A 17,036-nucleotide genomic window follows, 5' to 3' on the forward strand; every position below is an offset into this window, starting at 1 on the left:
CTCTGCCAGGGCGGGAAGTCCGCCGGTAGCGCCCGCCACGCGCATCCGGCCCGGACCACGTAGAGGATCGCATCCACCACGTCACGACGCGGATGCTTCTCCGGGCGCCCTCCGGTCTCCGGCGCGGGCAACAAAAGCTCGACCACCGCCCACTGCTCGTCACTGGTGTCCGACGGGTACCGCCTACGACGTCGAGTCATCACCACCCACAGTGGATCACCACGGGCCTGTGGTCACGCAGACACGCCAACCCTTCTCAAACACGCTCTCAGGAAGATGAGGTAGTTCGACTCCTCGGGTTCCCCTTTACGGTTCTTCGGTTCCTCCAGCTTGATGCCGTTCTTGCCGAAGGTCTTGAAGACGGCCTTGACCAGCTCCGACTCCCGTCCGGCCAGCGACGGGTCCCCGCAACGGTCGACATCAGGTTCACCGGAACGGCACAACGATCGTGGAGCAGGACCCTGACCCCCTTCCGCACCGTGGCGCAGCATGCGCCACGATTGCTCCACGATGCGACCACAGTGGACGAAACCATGATCGCCAGCGATCATCGCTGTTTGATCATGAACTCCGGTATCGCCCCAGGTCAAACACAGAACAGGCGGCACTACCCGTAGGTAATACCGCCTGTTAACAAGGGTGGAGCTGAGGGGATTCGAACCCCTGACCCCTTGACTGCCAGTCAAGTGCGCTACCAGCTGCGCCACAGCCCCTTGCGACATGCAGGACAGTACACGCCCCTTTCACCGCCCCCGTAAGGGGGGTGCCCTCCGCCCGCCGACCACCTAGCCTCCGACGGGTGCAGCCCTCCGACATCGGACGACTCGTCTCCCTCGGCTCACCCGCGGTCTCCCCGGACGGCGCCTGGATCGCCGTCACGGTGCGGCGGGTCGACCTGGAACGCAACCGCTACGACACCTCGGTCCTGCTCGCCGCCGCGGACGGCGGCGTCGCACCGCGCCGGTTGACCGGCTCCGCGCTCGGGGACGGCTCGCCCGTCTGGTCGCCGGACGGCTCGCGGCTGGCGGTCGTCACCACGCGGGAGGAGGGCGGATCGAGCCTGCGGGTGCTGCCGATCGGGGTGCCCGGCGAACCCGTCACGGTGTGCGAGCGGCCCGAGGCGATCACCGAGCCGGCGTGGTCACCGGACGGTTCGCGGATCGCGTTCGTGTCCCGGGAGCGCTCGGCCCGCTGGGCCGCCGGCGAGGACGAGCGGGCCCGCGAGCCCCGGCGGATCGACCGGCTGTTCACCCGGCTCGACGGCGAGGGCTGGATCGTTGACCGGCCGTCGAGCGTCTTCGTGGTCGACGCCGACGGCGGCGCACCGGTGGTCGTCGCCGGCGGGCCCTACGAGCACGCGAACCCGGCCTGGTCCCCGGACGGCCGGACGCTCGCCGTCGTCTCCGCCCGGGAGCCGGACTGGGACCTGCAGGAGATCACGCACATCTACCTGGTCGACGCCGCGGGCGGCGCGGAGCCGCGCCGGCTCACCGTGTCGGGCGCCATGCACACGCACCCGGCCTGGTCGCCGGACGGCGCGTCGCTCGCGACGCTGGCCTCCGACGACCACGTCGCCGTCCCGGCGCACGGGTACCCGGCGCTGGTCGACGTCGCCTCCGGCGCCGAGCGCGCGCTCACCACCGGGCTGGACCGGCAGTGCCGCCCGTACCCGTCGGCCCGCGCCCCGGTCTTCGACGGCGACGAGGTGATCTTCGCCGTCGAGGACCACGGCGGCGTGCACCTCTACCGGGCGGGGACCGGCGGGAACGGCTCCGGACCGGCGCGACCGCTGCTGACCGGGGACCGGGTCGTCACCGCGTTCGACCACGCGGGTGGCACCACGGCCGTGCTCCTCGGCGACCCGGACCACCTGCCGGAGCTGCACGTCCTGGACCCGGGCGGCGCCGTACGCCGGCTCACCGGCCTCACCGACGCCTTCCACGCCGCGCTCGGCGGTGCCTCCCCGGTCCGGCTCGCCGTACCGTCCCCGGCCGGCGACGGCGACGTCGACACCTGGGTGCTGCTGCCCGACGGGGGCGACGGTCCGGTGCCGGTGCTGCTGTCCGTCCACGGCGGACCGGCCACCCAGTACGCCTCGGTCTGGTTCGACGAGTTCCGGCTCTGGGCCGCGGCCGGTTACGCGGTGGTGTGGTGCAACCCGCACGGCTCGACCGGCCACACCGAGGACTGGACCCGGGCGATCCGCGCACCGCAGGCCGTGACGGCACCGGGCACCGGCTGGGGCGGCATCGACGCCGACGACGTCCTGGCCGCCCTGGACGGCGCGCTGGCCGCGTTCGACCGGCTCGACCGCGACCGGGTCGGCGTGCTCGGCGGTTCCTACGGCGGGTACATCACCAGCTGGCTGGCGGCGCACCACTCGGACCGGTTCGCCGCCGCGTGCAGCGAGCGCGCGGTGAACAACCTCGAGTCGCTCGACTGGAGTTCCGACGCCGCGGGCTGGTTCCACTGGGAGTTCGGTCCCTCACCGTGGACGGACCCGCAGCCCTACCGGGACATGTCCCCGCTCACCCATGTGGCCGGGATCGACGTCCCGATGCTGATCCTGCACTCCGAGGAGGACCTGCGCTGCCCGGTCGAGCAGGCCGACGCGCTGTTCGTGGCGCTGCGCCTGCTCGGCAAGCCGGTCGAGTACTGGCGGTTCCCGGCCGAGAGCCACGGGCTGTCCCGCTCCGGTTCGCCCCGGCACCGGGTGCACCGCGCGCAGATCATCCTGGACTTCTTCGGCCGGCACCTCGGTGGTACCCGGCCGGACGAGGTGCCGGCGGGCTGACCGCTCAGGACGGCTCGCCGGCCGGCTCCTCGCGGAGGTCCTTCATCACGGGGTCGTGCTGCCAGAACTCCTCGAACCCCTCGGCCGCGAACCGTTCGCCGACGGCGTGCAGCACGATGTCGCCGCGGACGTGCCCGACGGCGAGCTGGACGGTGGCCGGGTCGTCGGTGTAGAGCCCGCGGGTACGGCTGCCGTCCAGCCCGCCGACGACGGCCTGCGTCCGGTCGGCGACCGCGACGAGCAACCGCCATCCGGGATACTGACGGATGCGCTCGTTCCCGGCGTAGCGGTGCTCGATCGTGCGGCCGACCGGGTCCGGGTCGTGCCCGTAGACCACCACCCGGATGTCGACGCCACGCTGCTCGGCCCGGCGCAGCTCCGGCTTGAGCGCCACGAGATCCTCCGCCCGGGCCGCGATCTCGACCATGTGGAACGCTGCGGCGACCACGTCCTCGGCACGTTCGAGCAGGATGCGCTTCTCGTCGAGAGAGTGCACCAGGCGCGCCTGCAGCGGGGAGCTGAGCTGGGGCATCTCCCGTTCGAGGACGTCGATCGTCCGGTCGAAGTCACGGCGCATCCGCTCCAGCAGCGACGCCACGGGCAACGGGACGTAGCCGACGCCGTCGTCGTCGGTACGGACCTCGTAGGCCGCACCGCGGCCGACGAGCTTGCCGAGGGTCTCGTAGACGGTGCTCCGCGGGACCCCCGACCGCTTCGCGACCTCGTAGCCGTTCAGCGGCTCTCCCGCCACGACGAGGGTCACGTACGCTTTCGCCTCGTAACCGGACATGCCGAGACGCTGCAGCTCGCCGATCACTCGCTGCACGGACATTGCGAGATCATCTCACCCTTTCGACGGAACGTCGCCGCTCCCGGCCACCCGCGGACGCCGGGTGCGAACCGAGGATCTTACGTCCGGACCATCCGGTTCCTCACGGGTTACCGCCCGTCCGATCCGGTGTCACCCCGACGTGCACGTCGTCGCGCCGCCGGACGGGGGCCGTTCGACACCGGCGGTGTGCGTCGCGCAGGCTGGACCGGCGCCCGCGCGGAGGCGTGTCCGAGATCGACGCACCGAGGAGCCGATGCCGTGCCGCAGCAACCGCCACCCGTCGTCGTGATGGGGGTGTCCGGGTCCGGCAAGTCCACGGTGGGCACCGCGCTCGCCGAACGCCTCGGGGCCGCGTTCACCGACGCCGACGGCCTGCACCCGGCGGCGAACGTCGCGAAGATGCGGGCCGGGACCCCGCTCACCGACACCGACCGGGCGCCCTGGCTCGATCTCGTCGGTGCGCGGCTCGCCGAGGGCGCCGGTCACGGCGTCGTCGTCGCCTGCTCGGCCCTGCGCCGGTCCTACCGGGACCGGCTGCGCGGGCACGCCCCGGACACGGTGTTCGTGCACCTGACCGGGGCCCGCGACGTCCTGGCCGCCCGGATGGGCGCCCGCACGGACCACTTCATGCCCGCGGCCCTGCTCGACTCCCAGTTCGCCACGCTCGAACCGCTCGGTCCCGACGAGGCCGGCGTCGTCCTGGACGTCGCCCGGCCGGTCGGCGAGCTGGTCGCGGCGGCCGCCGACGCCGTGCGCCGGTAACCCGTCAGACGACGATCCCGGCCCGCTCCCCCGCCCAGGTGTCCAGACCGGACGCCCGGCCCGCGACGTCGTCGGCCGCCCGGCGCAACCGGCGCACGGCGTCGGCCAGCACCGGCCCGGGGTGGGTGAACGGCAGCCGCAGCCGGTCGGCGAACACCGATCCGGCGCCGAAGCGCGGGCCCGGCGCGAGCACGAGCCCGTGCCGCGGCGCCACCGCCGTGAGCGCCGTGGAGCACGGCGTCCCGAGATCGCACCAGAGCGCCAGGCCGCCGTCCGGCACGTCGTACCGCCAGTGCGGCAGCGCCGCCGCCAGCTCGGACACCAGCCGGTCCCGCCGGGTCCGCAGCTGCCCGATCCGTTCCTCCCGGATCGTCCCCAGCGCGTCGTGCACCTCCACCGCGACCAGCTGCTCCAGCACCGGCGGCGCGATCTGGGTCCGGGCCAGCCGGCGGCGCATCCGGGCGGCCGGGCCGCGACCGGCCCGGATCCAGCCGATCCGCAGCCCGCCCCAGGCGATCTTGCTGGCGCTCCCGACGGTCACGACGTCGTCCGGCCGCGGTGCGTGCGCGGCGCACGGCAGCGGGACCGGCGCACCGGGTTCCCGCAGGTCCAGCTCGACGAAGGTCTCGTCGACGATCGCGACCGTGCCGTGCCGGGCGAGGCGGTGCAGCAGCCGGGAGCGGGCCTCGTCGTCGAGCAGGCGGCCGGTCGGGTTCTGGAAGTCCGCCATCAGGAACGCGGCCCGGGCCGCCGTCTGCCGCGCGGCCCGCGGCAGCGCGAACTCGGCCGGGTCGTCGCCGACGGCAACCGGGACCGGGCGCACCCCGGCGTCGGCGAGCAGGTCCAGCGCCGCCGGGTACGTGGGGTGCTCGACCAGCACCCGGTCACCCGGCCCGGTGAGCTCGGCGACCGCGAGGTGCAGCGCGTGCAGCGCCCCACCGGTGACGACGATCTGGTCCGGCCCGGTCGGCACGCCCCGGCCGGTGAACCGGGCGGCGATCCGCTCGCGCAGGGCGGCCAGCCCGTCCGGGCCGTAGCCGTGCCGGCCCAGCTCGTCGTCGAGCCGGTCGGCGGCCCGCCGGACCAGCGCGGGCAGCACCGACGGGGCGGCCGGGGCGGCGTGCGAGAGGTCGATCGCGCCGCCCCGCACCGGACCGGGGGCCCAGACGCCGTCGACGCGCAGCTCGCCGTCCGGCAGCCGGACCCAGGTCCCCGCCCCCTGCCTGGCCTGCGCCCACCCGGCGTCGCGCAGCTCGCGGTAGGCGTGGGTGACCGTCACCCGGCTCACCCGCAGCTGCCCGGCCAGGGCCCGCTCGGCCGGGAGCCGGGTGCCCGACGCGAGGCGGCCGTCCCCGACGAGCACCCGGATCGTGTCGGCCAGCACGCGGTACGCCGGGCCGCGGCCCGCCCGCACGTCGCCGCACATCCCGGCCAGCCGGACCGCCCCGACACCGTCCATTTTCCGGTCCACTTCTGCTCGATTGGCCTGATGACAGCCGGCCACCCGAAGGAGAAGCATGCCAGTACGTGACGATCGACAGGAGCCACAGCCGGTGGGCCGTGGCGGGCATGCCACGGCGCGGACGCCGGCTCACCCAGCTGCTGCTGGGGCTGACCGCCTACGCGTTCTCGATGGCGCTGATGATGCGGGCCGGGCTCGGCTCGATGCCGTGGGACGTGCTGCACCAGGGCCTGGCCGTGCACACCGGGCTGTCCGTCGGCGTGCTGACGATGCTGGTCGCGGTCGTGGTCCTGCTGCTGTGGCTGCCGCTGCGCGAGCGCCCCGGGATCGGGACCGTGGCGAACGTCGTCGTCATCGGGCTGACGGTGGACATCGCGCTGGCCGTCGTGCCGGAGGTGGCGTCGCTGCCGGCCCGGATCGGGCTGGCAGCGGCCGGGATCGTGCTCAACGCGGTGGCGACGGCGGCCTACATCGGCGTCGGGCTGGGCCCCGGCCCGCGGGACGGCCTGATGACCGGCCTCGCGGACCGCACCGGCTGGTCCGTACGGCTGGTGCGGACCGCGATCGAGGTGACGGTCGTGCTCACCGGATGGCTGCTCGGCGGCACCTTCGGGGTCGTGACGGTGCTCTACGCGGTCGGGGTGGGCCCGCTGATCCAGTGGTTCCTGCCCCGGCTCACCGTCCGGGTGTCCTAACCGGCCAGCTCGTCCAGCCAGCCCGTGTTCGCGAGGTCGACCTTGCGGCCGTTCAGCACGATGGTCGGCAACTCCAGCCGGCCGCCGGGAGCCACGACCGGGTCGTCCACGGCCGCCGTCGTCGCGTCGGCGATCGCGCGGCTGTCGCCCTGCCGGGCCACGCAGCCGCCGAAATCACCCGTCGCGCCGAGCTCGGTACCGATCGCGGTCAGTTCCTCGACCGTCCGGCCGGTGCTGCCCTCCGCGGGCTGCTCGGCGTAGAGCCGGGCGTGGTAGGCCGGGAAGATCCCGGCGTCCACGGCGCAGAGTGCCGCGTTGCCGGCGCGGGTGGAGTACCCGGGCGGGGTGGTCCGGTCGTCGAGGATGGCGATGTGGTGGTAGTTCACCTTCGCCCGGCCGGAGTTCAGGGCGGCGGTGATCCGGTCGCCGTACTGGGTCTCGGCCTGCTTGCAGAACGGGCAGAGGTAGTCCTCGTAGACGTCGACGGTGACCGGCGCCGCCGGCTCCCCCGCGGTGACGACGACGCCGGCCCGCGCCACCGCGTAGGCGGGCTCCGGCGGCCCGGCTGGCTGCGACACGTGGTTCTGCCAGACCGTGTACCCGCCGCCGAGCAGCACCGCGATCAGCACCCCGCCGGCGATGAGCAGCCCCTGGCGGCCCCGCGACTTCTTCGGCGGGGTGATCCCGGCCGCCTGCAGCCGGGCCTGCGCGGCGCCGTGCCGCTCCCGTTCGCTGCGTCCCATCGTCCGTTCCTCTCCCCTACGATCCGTCGTCCCACACCCGGTCGACCGCGACGACCGTGCGCGGCCGGATGACCAGCCACGTCGCGAGCGCCAGGAACCCGACGTCGCGCAGCAGTGTCAGCGGGTACTGCTCCTCGCCGGGCGGCACCGGGCCGCCGCCACCGAAGCACCCGCAGTCGATGGACAGGCCCCTGGCCCAGGCCTGCACCAGCCCGGCGACGAAGGCGAGCAGCAGCACCGCGCTCACCACCGCGGCCAGCCGGGTCCCGATCCCGAGCAGCAGCAACCCGCCCAGCGCGAGTTCGAGCAGCGGCAGCATCGTCGCGACGGCGCTCACCCCGGCCTGGGGCAGCAGCCGGTAGGCGTCCACCGCGACGGCCGCCTGCAGCGGGTCGGCGAGCTTGCCGATCCCGGAGACCAGCCAGACCGCGGCGAGCCCGAGCCGCACGACGGTGCCGACGAGGTCGAGCAGCCGGCCGGTGGTCACGGCCGCAGAGCCTAGCGAGGGGTTCAGTACTCCTCCCGCGCCGACTCCTGCTCCAGCAGCGCGTCCAGATCTCTCAACCGGTCCATCGTCGCGACCGCCCGCGCCGTCCGGTGGTTCGACGCGTGCAGCTCCCGGTGCCGGTGCACGAACTGCCAGTACCCCGCGGTGAACGGGCAGGCCCTCTCGCCCACCCGGACCTTCGGGTCGAACGCGCAGCCGGAGCAGAAGTCGGTCATCCGGTCGATGTAGGCTCCGCCGGAGGAGTACGGCTTGGTCACCATCGCCCCGCCGTCGGCGTACTGGCTCATCCCGATCACGTTCGGCGGCATGACCCAGGCGAACCCGTCGACGAACGCCGTCGCGAACCAGGCGTTCACCTCGGCCGGGGTGTAGCCGCGCTGCAGGGCGTGGTTGCCGAGGATCATCAGCCGCGGGATGTGGTGGGTCCAGCCGCGGTCCCGGACGTCGGCCAGCGCCGAGGACAGGCACCGCGCGGTGACGGCGTCGGCGTCCAGGTCCGACCACCAGTCCGGCAGCGGGGTGCGGGCCCGCAGGTGGTTGCGCCGGGTGTAGCCGCGGCCGAACCGCCAGTACAGCTGCCACACGAACTCGCGCCAGCCGAGCACCTGCCGGACGAAGCCCTCGACGCTGGACAGCCGGGCCGTCCCGTCGTGGTAGGCGCGCTCGGCGGCCCGGACCGCCTCCAGCGGGTGCAGCGCGCCGAGGTTCAGCGGCACCGACAGCAGCGAGTGCGCCATCGCCCAGTCCTGCGCCAGCACCGCGTCCTCGTACGGGCCGAAGGTGTCCAGGCGGTGCCGGACGAAGTGCCGCAGAGCCGTCGTCGCCTCGCCGTGGGTCACCGCGAACCGGCGCGGGCCGTCGACGCCGACCGTCGGCCGGGTACCGGCCTTCGCGGCGCGGTCGAGATCGGCCCGGACCCGGTCGTCGATCTCGTCCTCGCGGGGCTGCCACGGGGCCCTCACGTCGAGGGTGCCTGCCCCCTTGGGCGGGGACTCGCGGTTGTCGTGGTCGTAGTTCCACTTCCCGCCGACGGGCTCGGTGCCCTCCATCAGGACGTCGAAGCGCTCCCGCTGGGTCCGGTAGAAGTCCTCCATCCGGAACGTGTCGCGGTCCCCGGCCCACTCGTCGAACTCGTCCTTGCCGAGCGCGAAGGCCGGCGTCGGGCGGATCTCGGAGACCAGCCCGTCGGACCGGAACCGCCGCACCATGTCCGAGGCCGGGAACGACGTCGGCTGGTGCACGACGACCGGGTGCCCGACCTTCTCCAGCGCCTCCCGGTAGGTCCCGGTCCGCAGGTAGGTGGCCCGGTCACCGAGCTCGTCGGCGAGGTGGCGCATGCCCGACAGCACCAGGTGCAGCTTCTGCCGGTGGAACGGCTTGCGGGCCAGCGCACGCTCGGACTCGACCAGCACGACCTCCCGGCCGGCGAACTCGTCGGTGTCCCAGACGTGCGGTCCCAGCTGGTCGGCGAACAGCCAGAGCGGGGCGCTGCGGTCCTGCGGCATCGGCCCAGTGTCGGGGCCGGGCGGCCGCGCCGCGCGCCGACCGGCTAGCCCTCGACGCTGATCACCCGGGCCGGGCACACGTGCTCGGCCTCCTTCACCGCCTCCCGGTCGGTGTCGGCGGGGGCGTCGGTCAGCAGCTCGACCAGACCGTCGTCGTCCTGGTCGAAGACGTCCGGTGCGGTCACGACGCACTGCCCGGCGCCGATACAGAGGTCCTTGTCCACGGTCACGCGCATGACACCAGCATGCCACCGACGGGGTGTCGCACGGGTGACGACGGGGCGGCCGGTCCGGGAGCGGGCCCCGGTGGACCGGGGCGGGCGGCGAGGGGTCAGAGCTCGTCGTAGAGCGCGGCCAGCCGGGTGAGGACCGCGGCGGCCACGTCGATCGACCCGCCGTCGAGATCGGCGAGCAGCTCACCCAGCCGGGCGGCGAGTGCGGTCTCGCGTTCCCGGTGGCGGTGCAGACCCGCTCCGGTCAGCGTGACCATCGACGTACGCCGGTCGCCGGCGGCGGTGCGCTCCCGGGTGACGAAACCGGCGGTGGTGAGCCCGTGCACGAGCTGGGTGACGGCGGCGGCACTGGTCTCCACATGGCCGGCCAGCTCGCCCACCGTCATCGGACCGTGTTCGGCCAGCACCTTCAGCGTGCGTGCGTGCGTGAGCGAGAGCGCCTCGTCGCGCCTCGTCGCCCGGCCGCGCAGTCGCGCATCGGCCGCGCTGAGCCGGTAGGCCGCTCGGGTCAGCTCCGCGACGGAGACAGCACGGCTGTCGTCGGTCCGGTCGCCGGTCGGTTCGCTCACCACCGCATCCTCCCCGAGAGCGCCCGGTGACGGGGCGGCTCGGGTGGGCGACGTCTCATGCGGCCGCGGCGCTCGGGGGTCCGACCGGCGCTATATTGACTAAGTACTTAATCAATAGAGGAGGTCTCATGACGATCCGGTCGACCGGGCAGAGCTGGTCCCTGGACATCGCGCTCGCCCAGGGTGGCTTCGATGCACTGCACCCCGAGGCCAAGGGCACGATGCAGCAGCTGGGCCACGACACCGCCGATTTCGACAAGGTCTTCGCCCTCGTCCGCAGCGGCGCGATGCTTCCCAAGGCGTGGGCGACCATCGCCGCACAGGCCCAGGAGCGCGGCGAGCACCACGAGCGACTCGGATACGCGCGCACGGCCTCGGACCTCTACGCGCGTGCGGCCGTCATGTTCGGGCGGGCGCAGTACTCCGTCCTGGACCCGGGCGACGCGCGCAAGACCGCGCTCCGGGAGCGGTGCGACGAGTGCGTGGCCAGGGTCGGACGCCTGCGCGGCGACACGGTCCGCAGGGTCGAGCTGCCCTTCGACGGCGGGACGATCTTCGCCCTCCTGCACCTTCCCGCCGTTCCGGTGACCGGGGCCCCGGCGGTCATCCTGGGGCCCGGCATGGACATGATCAAGGAGGGCTACATCGCCGCCGCCGAGCGGTACTACACCTCACGGGGCGCGGTGGCACTGTCGATCGAGGGGCCGGGCCAGGGCGAGACACGGGCTCGCGGCGTCACGGTGACGCTGGACAACTACGAGCGCGCCATCGGGACCTACGCCGATCACCTGGCCGGGCTCGACGAGGTCGACGCCGAGCGGATCGGCATGTTCGGGATCAGCATGAGCGGCTACTGGTCGTTGCGCGCACTGGCCCGGCCGGACAACAGTCTGCGGGCCGTGGCCGCGTTCGAGGCCGTCTCCGGCGACTTCGAGACGATCTTCGAGCGCGCCCAGCCGAGCTTCAAGAACAACTACATGTACATGGCCGGCTACACCGACGAGACCGCGTTCGACCGTGATCTCGCGCAGCGGATGCCGCTCGGCGACCTGGTCGCGCGGATCACCCGGCCGGTACTGCTCGGCCTGGGGGAGTTCGACGAACTGACCCCGGTCGAGGACGCCCTGGCGACCTACGAACGCATCACCGCCCCCAAGGAGATGCGGGTCTACGAGGACGAGTTCCACCCGCTCGGCGGCACCGCCGCCGAGGTGTTCGCCTTCGGCGCGGAGTGGCTCGTCCGCGCGCTCGACGGGACGTTCGACACCCCCGGGCGCGACGAACGGTTCTTCGTCCACCGCGACGGGCGGACCACCGACGGCACAGCCGATCCCCGGTGGCGGCTCGGGGCCGCACCCTCCGCCCTGACGGCGGCACGGACGCCGGCCCGGCAACCGAGCAGCCACGGGGCGGTGCGGCTCCACTGAGGACCGACCCGAGGACCGGCGGGCCACCGCGCCGCTGCGGATGCCGGGACGGCCGACCGGCCGGCCGGACACGGAGGCCGCCCAGTTCCCGGCCCTCCGGTCCGCGGCCGGCCCTCAGCCGGCCGTCAGTCGTCGGCGGTTGGCCGCCAGCACCTCGTCCGACAGGTCCGGGTCGGCATCGGCGACGGCCCGGGACAGCAGCAGCGCGCCGACCATCTGGCTGAACAGCGCCACCGCCCGTTCCCGGGCCTCGGCCGGGGCGAGCTCGCCGCCGGACTCCCGTTCGCGGTCGGTGAGCATGTCCGCGATGGCGGTCAGGTAGCCGTCGAGCCCCCGGCGGTACTCGGCCTGGGCCGCGCTCCCGTGCCGGCCGGTGTCGGAGACGAAGGCGGCCGAGGCACAGCCCTGCTCGGGCCGGTCACGGTGGCCGGCGTCGACGTACCGGTCGACCATGTCGTGCAGGGCCGCCCGGGCGGAACCGGGGTGCGCCGCGCGGATGGCGTCGAGCTCGGCCAGCGAGTCCGTGAAGCCCTGGTGCAGGACCTCCAGGGCGAGGTCGTCCTTGGACGCGAAGTGGTTGTAGAAGCCCCCGTGGGTCATCCCGGCGGCCTTCATCAGCTCGTCGATCCCGATGCCGTCGACGCCGCGGCGCCGGAACCCCTCCCCCGCCGCGCCGACGATCCGCTCGCGGTTGAGCCGCTTCTGCTCCTGCGTGATGCGCGGCACACCGACCACCTTCCCCGGTCCCTGCCCAGCCATTTTCGATGATATCCACCATCAAAGTACCCGTTCGCGACGATCCCGGCGCTTGACAGGCCCCGCCGACCGCCGGAGTTTTTTGATGTCAATCGTCATCAATCGGATCCGGGAGTCCCCGTGGAGATCGGAATCATCGGTGCCGGAGTGGTCGCGCAGGCCATCGCCGGTCACCTCGTCGCAGCGGGTCACCCGGTGCGCCTGAGCAACAGCCGCGGCCCGGACACGTTGCGCGACGTCGTGACCCGGCTGGGACCGTCGGCGCGCGCGGTCACGATCGAGGAGGCCGCGGCCGCCGACCTGGTGTTCCTCACCGTGCCGTGGCCGCGGGTCGGCGAGGCGCTGGACGGGCTGCCGCCGTGGGACGGCCGCATCCTCGTCGACACGACCAACCGGGAACCGGAGCCGCCGCTCGACGCCGGTCCCGGGATCACGACGCCGAGCGAGTTCGTCGCGAGCCGGGCACCGGGCGCGCACGTGGTCAAGGCGTTCAACACCCTGTACGCGCAGTACATCGCGGCCGATCCCCGGCACCCGGACGGCAGGCAGCTGCTCTTCTACGCCGGCGACGACACCGGCGCCAAGGCCACGTTCCACGGTCTCGCCGAGAGCATCGGCTTCGCCGCGGTGGACGCCGGTCCGCTGCGCGAGGGCGGCCGGGCGATGCAGATCGGCGGCCCGCTCTCGGCCCTGCACGCCCTGAGGCAGGACTGATGCGGGCGCTCGCCTACCGGACGGCGCACACCCTCGACGCCTTCGCCGTCGACCTCGTCGACGTCGACGAGCCGGTGCTGCGCGACGGCGACCTGCTGGTCGAGGTCCGCGCGATCGGCGTCAACCCCGGTGAGGCCGCGATCCGGCGCACCCGCAGCGCCGGACCCGGCGGCCGGCTCGTCCTGGGCTGGGAGTTCGCCGGGGTCGTCGTCGCGGCCGGACCGGCGGCCACCGGGTTCGGGATCGGGGACCGGGTGCTGGGCACCGGCGACATCACCCGCGACGGCAGCTGGGCCGAGCGCGTCGCGGTGGACCACCGGGTCGTCGCCGCGATCCCCGACGAGCTGACGTTCGTCGACGCCGCGTCCCTGCCGATCGGGGTCCTCACCGCCACCGAGGCGCTCTTCCGCGACCAGGACGCCCTGCCCGCCGGGGTCGGGACCGTCCTGGTCCTCGGCGGGGCGGGCGGTGTGGGCTCGGCGGCGATCCAGCTGCTCCGGACGCGGACGCCGGCGTTCGTGATCGGCACCGCCTCACGGCCCGAGTCGCGGGAGTGGACCGCCGCGATGGGCGCCCACCTCGTCGTCGACCATCGCGGCGACCTGGCCACTCAGCTGCGCGCAGCCGGGATCGGCACCGTCGACATGGTGCTCTCGACGGCGGGCACCGGCGGACACGCCGCGTCGATCGTCGAGGTGCTGCGCCCCTTCGGCCACCTGGCCTTCGTGGACTCCCCCGGCCCGCTGGACCTGGACGCGTTCGCCGGGAAGTCGCTGTCGCTGCACGCCGAGATGGTGTTCAGCCGGATCGTCGACGGCGGCGACGCCGGGCGCCAGGGGGAGATCCTCGCCCGGTCGGCGATCGACGCGGCCGCGGGACGGCTGCGCCCGATCGTCACCACCACGCTCGACGGGCTGACCGTCGACACCATGCGGGCCGCACACGCGCTCGTCGAGACCGGCCGGACCGTCGGCAAGACCGTGATCGCCGTCCCCTCCGAGGAAGGAACCTCCACATGACACCCGACCTGCTCGACGGCGAGTACGTCCCCAGCTCCGACCCGGGCACCCGGGACCAGGTCGCGCTCTACGAGCGCACCGACGGCCGCGAGGGCGCGACGATGCTCGACGGTCCGGTGATCGTGCTGACCGTGCGCGGGGCGCGTTCGGGCAAGCTGCGCAAGGTCGCCCTGATGCGCATCGAGCGCGACGGGGTCTACGCCATCGGCGCCTCGGCCGGCGGCCGGGCCCGCAACCCGGGCTGGTTCCACAACCTGCTCGCCCATCCGACGGTGCAGGTGCAGGACGGCGCCGTCCGCTCGCTGATGACCGCCCGGGTCAGCGAGGGCGACGAGCGGGCGGACTGGATCGCCTACGCCGACGAGCTCTACCCGTTCTTCGCGGGGTTTCGCGAGCGCGCGGCCGGGGCCCGCGAGGTCCCGCTGGTCCTGCTAGAGCCCGCCGGGAGCTGACGCCCGCAGGTGGGCGACGATCGTCGGCGTGACCCTGATCGACCTGAGCCATCCGATCGTCGCCGGCATGACGACCTACCCCGGCCTGCCGGGACCCCGGATCGAGGATCACCTCAGCTTCGAGGCCTCCCGGGATCGCTACGCGCCGGACACCGAGTTCGCGATCGGGCGCATCTCGATGGTCGCCAACACCGGGACCTATCTCGACACCCCGGCTCACCGCTACCGCGGCGGCCACGACCTGTCCGGGCTCCCTCTCGAACGCTGCGCCGGCCTCCCGGCCGTCGTCGTCGGCCTCGCCGGGACCGACGGGCACGAGATCGGGCCCGAGAACCTGCCGGCCGACGTCGAGGGGTGCGCGGTGCTGCTGCACACCGGCTGGGACCGGCACTGGGGCACCGACCGCTACGGCGACCCGCGTCACCCCCACCTCACCGAGGCCGGCGCGCACCACCTGGTCGGGCACGGCGCCGTCCTGGTCGGGATCGACTCGGTCAACATCGACGACACCGTGGGCGGGGCCCGTCCCGCGCACAGTGTTCTGCTCGCCGCCGACATCCCCGTCGTCGAGCACCTCACGGCGCTGGCCGGGCTGCCCGGACGCGGCGCCGTCTTCAGTGCGGTCCCACCCGCGATCCAGGGTCTGGCGACCTTCCCGGTGCGGGCCTTCGCCGTGGTCGGCTGAGCGGGCGGACCCGAACCCGGACGCCGTGCAGGCCGGCGGCCCGGCCGGGTGCTCAGGACTCGACGACCCCCGGACAGCGGAGAGCCCCGGCACCGTCGGTGCCGGGGCTCTCCCGAGGTGGTGGAGGTGCCGGGAATCGAACCCGGGTCCTCCGTCGGTTCACGAGGGCTTCTCCGTGCGCAGTCCGCTCTGTCTCTACTCGGATCCACCGGTCACGCGGACGAGCCGGTGTGACGATCCCAGCCGCTGTTCGGTGTCCCCTGCGTCTCCGCGGCCGAACCGCAGGGTGAGTTCCCTAAATGATGCCGGGATCCGGAGCGGGAACGCCTCCGGACCGACAGTCCCTTACTGGATCAGGCAGCGAGAGCGAAGTCGCTCTTGGCAGCCTGAGCCGGGACAGTGCGACTGTTGTCGGCACTTATTTTTTTGCGACGCATGGTTAACGAGATCATCGTCGCCTTCCTCGGCACGCTTCACCTCGATCAACGATCGGAGTCGAAACCGTTCACCCCCTGGTCAGGTAGGCATCCACCTGTGCTCCGCCCGGGCAGTCACCCGCGCGGACCACCAGCATAACGCCCGAGCCGCCGCCGATCATTCCGGTTCCACCTCGTAGGTGTGCCCCGCCGCCCGGAGCCGGTCGACGAGGACCCCGCCCAGCGCCGTCGCCGGGGTGAGACACCCGGCGCGGTCGGGCAGCTCCGGTCCGCCCAGCGCCAGCGCGAGGCCGCTCTCGCCGAACATCACGGCGGTGGCGGCGTACCCGGGATCACCCGGACCGCCGACCCGCGCCCGGTAGCGCCGGCCGGACCCGGTCGTCGCCCGCACGTCCATCCGGAACCACCCGCGGGCCCGGGCGCGTTCCGACGGCCCGGTCCCCGGCGCCGGGAGCAGCCGGTCGGCCAGCGGGCGGACCGGGGGCAGCGCGAGCGCACCGACGAGCAGCCCGAGCCCGCCGGTGACCCCGGCGGCCGTCGCGGCTCCGGCGATGCCGCGGCCGCAGCCCTGCAGCTCGCCGTAGCGCAGGCCGCGGCCGTAGGCGTGCCCGAGCAGCGCGTTCGAGCGGCGCACCACCCGCGTGTTGTAGGACGCCATGAGGAACGGCGCGGTCCAGGTGCCGTCGTCGAGCCGGGTGGGCGCCGGCACGTCGGACGGCTGCGACGGCGTCGGTTCGGTCACGCGGTCCGGGCTCAGCGCGTGCGGGTCGGCCGCCAGCCGGCGCTGCACCCGGTCCGTGCGCACGGTGTCGAGCTGTCCGCGCACCGAGTCGACCGTGCCGCCGGAGAACCCGCCGCGCATGGTCGCGACCGTCCGGACCTCGGTGAGACCGCCGGCGTCGTCGGCCTCGGCCGCGGTGTGGGCGAGCCACACCCCCAGGTCCGACGGGATCGAGTCGTAGCCGCAGGAGTGCACGATCCGGGCCCCGGTCGACTCGGCGATCCCGTGGCAGCGGTCGATCGCGTCCCGGACGAACAGGACCTCGCCGCTCAGGTCCGCGTAGTGGGTGCCCGCCCCGGCGCAGGACGCGACCAGCTCGCGGCCGTACCGGGCGTACGGCCCGACCGTGCTCAGGACGACGCGGGCGGCGGCCGCCAGCCGGTCGGTCGCCGCCGGGTCCGCGGAGTCGGTGACGATCAGCGGCCAGTCCTGCGCGCTCGCCGGCAGCGCGGCACGGGCCGCCAGCAGCCGGGCCTCGGACCGGCCGGACAGCGCGATCCGGACCCCGGTCGGGGCGTGCTCGGCCAGGTAGTGCGCGGTCAGCGCCCCCACGAAACCGGTCGCGCCGTGCACGGCTATGTCGACCGGGCCGTCCGGATCGTTCCGGGGTCGCGCCACGGGTCCTCCTCGCACGTCGGCCGACCGGGCGGCGCCCGGTCCGG

Annotated in this window: 18 protein-coding genes, 1 tRNA gene, 1 other RNA gene and 1 pseudogene; 8 read left to right on the top strand and 13 right to left on the bottom strand. The window is 73.8% G+C overall.

The annotated features are described in order from the left end of the window. Positions 1 to 8: 8 nt before the first annotated feature. The 3 genes and pseudogenes from AFB00_RS36055 to AFB00_RS05525 form a co-directional block, all read right to left on the bottom strand. Positions 9 to 200 (bottom strand): annotated as a pseudogene (locus AFB00_RS36055) (transposase); the annotation flags it as partial. Positions 201 to 233: 33 nt separating this feature from the next. Beyond that, positions 234 to 551, bottom strand: a complete 318-nt coding sequence (locus AFB00_RS32990; RefSeq protein ID WP_156819396.1) for a hypothetical protein — start codon at positions 549 to 551, stop codon at positions 234 to 236. 89 nt (positions 552 to 640) lie between these two features. After that, positions 641 to 713 (bottom strand) — tRNA-Ala (locus AFB00_RS05525). An 86-nt stretch (positions 714 to 799) separates the two neighbouring features. Between AFB00_RS05525 and AFB00_RS05530 the strand changes: the two genes are divergently transcribed. Next, positions 800 to 2,794: a S9 family peptidase gene (locus tag AFB00_RS05530; protein WP_068796322.1), complete on the top strand. Its 1,995-nt coding sequence runs from the start codon at positions 800 to 802 to the stop codon at positions 2,792 to 2,794. 4 nt (positions 2,795 to 2,798) lie between these two features. Here the strand turns inward: AFB00_RS05530 and AFB00_RS05535 are convergent, their stop codons facing one another. Continuing rightward, positions 2,799 to 3,626, bottom strand: coding sequence for a TrmB family transcriptional regulator (locus AFB00_RS05535; RefSeq protein ID WP_068796323.1), 828 nt, complete (start codon positions 3,624 to 3,626; stop codon positions 2,799 to 2,801). Positions 3,627 to 3,914: 288 nt separating this feature from the next. Here AFB00_RS05535 and AFB00_RS05540 point away from each other — a divergent pair, with 288 nt between their 5' ends. Then, a complete protein-coding gene (locus tag AFB00_RS05540; RefSeq protein ID WP_068796324.1) occupies positions 3,915 to 4,388 on the top strand; it encodes a gluconokinase in 474 nt (157 codons plus the stop codon). A 4-nt stretch (positions 4,389 to 4,392) separates the two neighbouring features. Here AFB00_RS05540 and yczR read toward each other — a convergent pair whose 3' ends face one another. Then, positions 4,393 to 5,847 (bottom strand): MocR-like transcription factor YczR, encoded by a 1,455-nt coding sequence (gene yczR / locus AFB00_RS05545; RefSeq protein WP_068796325.1) that lies wholly within the window; start codon positions 5,845 to 5,847, stop codon positions 4,393 to 4,395. Positions 5,848 to 5,957: 110 nt separating this feature from the next. On the opposite strand from yczR, the gene yczE reads away from it, so the two are divergent. Next, entirely contained in the window at positions 5,958 to 6,545 is a 588-nt protein-coding gene (gene yczE / locus AFB00_RS05550) for a membrane protein YczE (RefSeq protein WP_197519886.1), read from the top strand. Here yczE and AFB00_RS05555 read toward each other — a convergent pair. From AFB00_RS05555 to AFB00_RS05575, 5 genes are all read right to left on the bottom strand, one after another. Then, on the bottom strand, positions 6,542 to 7,288 hold the full coding sequence (locus tag AFB00_RS05555) for a DsbA family protein (RefSeq protein ID WP_068796327.1): 747 nt from the start codon (positions 7,286 to 7,288) through the stop codon (positions 6,542 to 6,544). The genes yczE and AFB00_RS05555 overlap by 4 nt on opposite strands. 16 nt (positions 7,289 to 7,304) lie before the next feature. After that, the gene (locus tag AFB00_RS05560) at positions 7,305 to 7,775 is read right to left on the bottom strand and encodes a MauE/DoxX family redox-associated membrane protein (protein WP_068796328.1); all 471 of its coding nucleotides are present in this window, start codon (positions 7,773 to 7,775) and stop codon (positions 7,305 to 7,307) included. Positions 7,776 to 7,798: 23 nt separating this feature from the next. Further along, the gene (locus tag AFB00_RS05565; RefSeq protein ID WP_068796329.1) at positions 7,799 to 9,301 is read right to left on the bottom strand and encodes a cryptochrome/photolyase family protein; all 1,503 of its coding nucleotides are present in this window, start codon (positions 9,299 to 9,301) and stop codon (positions 7,799 to 7,801) included. A 44-nt stretch (positions 9,302 to 9,345) separates the two neighbouring features. Then, positions 9,346 to 9,537 carry a ferredoxin gene (locus AFB00_RS05570; protein WP_068796330.1) on the bottom strand — a complete coding sequence of 64 codons (192 nt, stop codon included), beginning with the start codon at positions 9,535 to 9,537 and terminating at the stop codon, positions 9,346 to 9,348. Between the two features lie 95 nt (positions 9,538 to 9,632). After that, complete coding sequence (locus AFB00_RS05575) at positions 9,633 to 10,103, bottom strand: MarR family winged helix-turn-helix transcriptional regulator (protein WP_156819397.1); 471 nt, start codon at positions 10,101 to 10,103, stop codon at positions 9,633 to 9,635. Positions 10,104 to 10,231: 128 nt separating this feature from the next. Here AFB00_RS05575 and AFB00_RS05580 point away from each other — a divergent pair, with 128 nt between their 5' ends. Further along, entirely contained in the window at positions 10,232 to 11,530 is a 1,299-nt protein-coding gene (locus AFB00_RS05580) for an alpha/beta hydrolase (RefSeq protein WP_068796332.1), read from the top strand. A gap of 114 nt (positions 11,531 to 11,644) precedes the next feature. Here the strand turns inward: AFB00_RS05580 and AFB00_RS05585 are convergent, their stop codons facing one another. After that, positions 11,645 to 12,256, bottom strand: coding sequence for a TetR/AcrR family transcriptional regulator (locus AFB00_RS05585; RefSeq protein ID WP_231974235.1), 612 nt, complete (start codon positions 12,254 to 12,256; stop codon positions 11,645 to 11,647). A gap of 150 nt (positions 12,257 to 12,406) precedes the next feature. Between AFB00_RS05585 and AFB00_RS05590 the strand changes: the two genes are divergently transcribed. Genes AFB00_RS05590 through AFB00_RS05605 form a run of 4 tightly spaced genes read left to right on the top strand, consistent with a single transcriptional unit; the run spans position 12,407 to position 15,156 of the window. After that, entirely contained in the window at positions 12,407 to 13,000 is a 594-nt protein-coding gene (locus tag AFB00_RS05590; RefSeq protein ID WP_068796334.1) for an NADPH-dependent F420 reductase, read from the top strand. Continuing rightward, positions 13,000 to 14,019: an alcohol dehydrogenase catalytic domain-containing protein gene (locus AFB00_RS05595; protein ID WP_068796335.1), complete on the top strand. Its 1,020-nt coding sequence runs from the start codon at positions 13,000 to 13,002 to the stop codon at positions 14,017 to 14,019. Before AFB00_RS05590 ends, AFB00_RS05595 begins: the two co-directional genes overlap by 1 nt. Then, complete coding sequence (locus AFB00_RS05600; protein WP_068796336.1) at positions 14,016 to 14,471, top strand: nitroreductase/quinone reductase family protein; 456 nt, start codon at positions 14,016 to 14,018, stop codon at positions 14,469 to 14,471. Before AFB00_RS05595 ends, AFB00_RS05600 begins: the two co-directional genes overlap by 4 nt. A 28-nt stretch (positions 14,472 to 14,499) precedes the next feature. Further along, entirely contained in the window at positions 14,500 to 15,156 is a 657-nt protein-coding gene (locus AFB00_RS05605; protein ID WP_083275300.1) for a cyclase family protein, read from the top strand. Positions 15,157 to 15,274: 118 nt separating this feature from the next. Here AFB00_RS05605 and ssrA read toward each other — a convergent pair. Together ssrA and AFB00_RS05615 are read right to left on the bottom strand one after the other, a co-directional pair. Then, positions 15,275 to 15,669: a transfer-messenger RNA gene (gene ssrA, locus AFB00_RS05610) on the bottom strand. A gap of 81 nt (positions 15,670 to 15,750) precedes the next feature. After that, on the bottom strand, positions 15,751 to 16,992 hold the full coding sequence (locus AFB00_RS05615) for a saccharopine dehydrogenase family protein (protein ID WP_068800034.1): 1,242 nt from the start codon (positions 16,990 to 16,992) through the stop codon (positions 15,751 to 15,753). Positions 16,993 to 17,036 lie beyond the last annotated feature (44 nt).

This window comes from Pseudonocardia sp. HH130630-07 (assembly GCF_001698125.1).
Taxonomy (GTDB): domain Bacteria; phylum Actinomycetota; class Actinomycetes; order Mycobacteriales; family Pseudonocardiaceae; genus Pseudonocardia.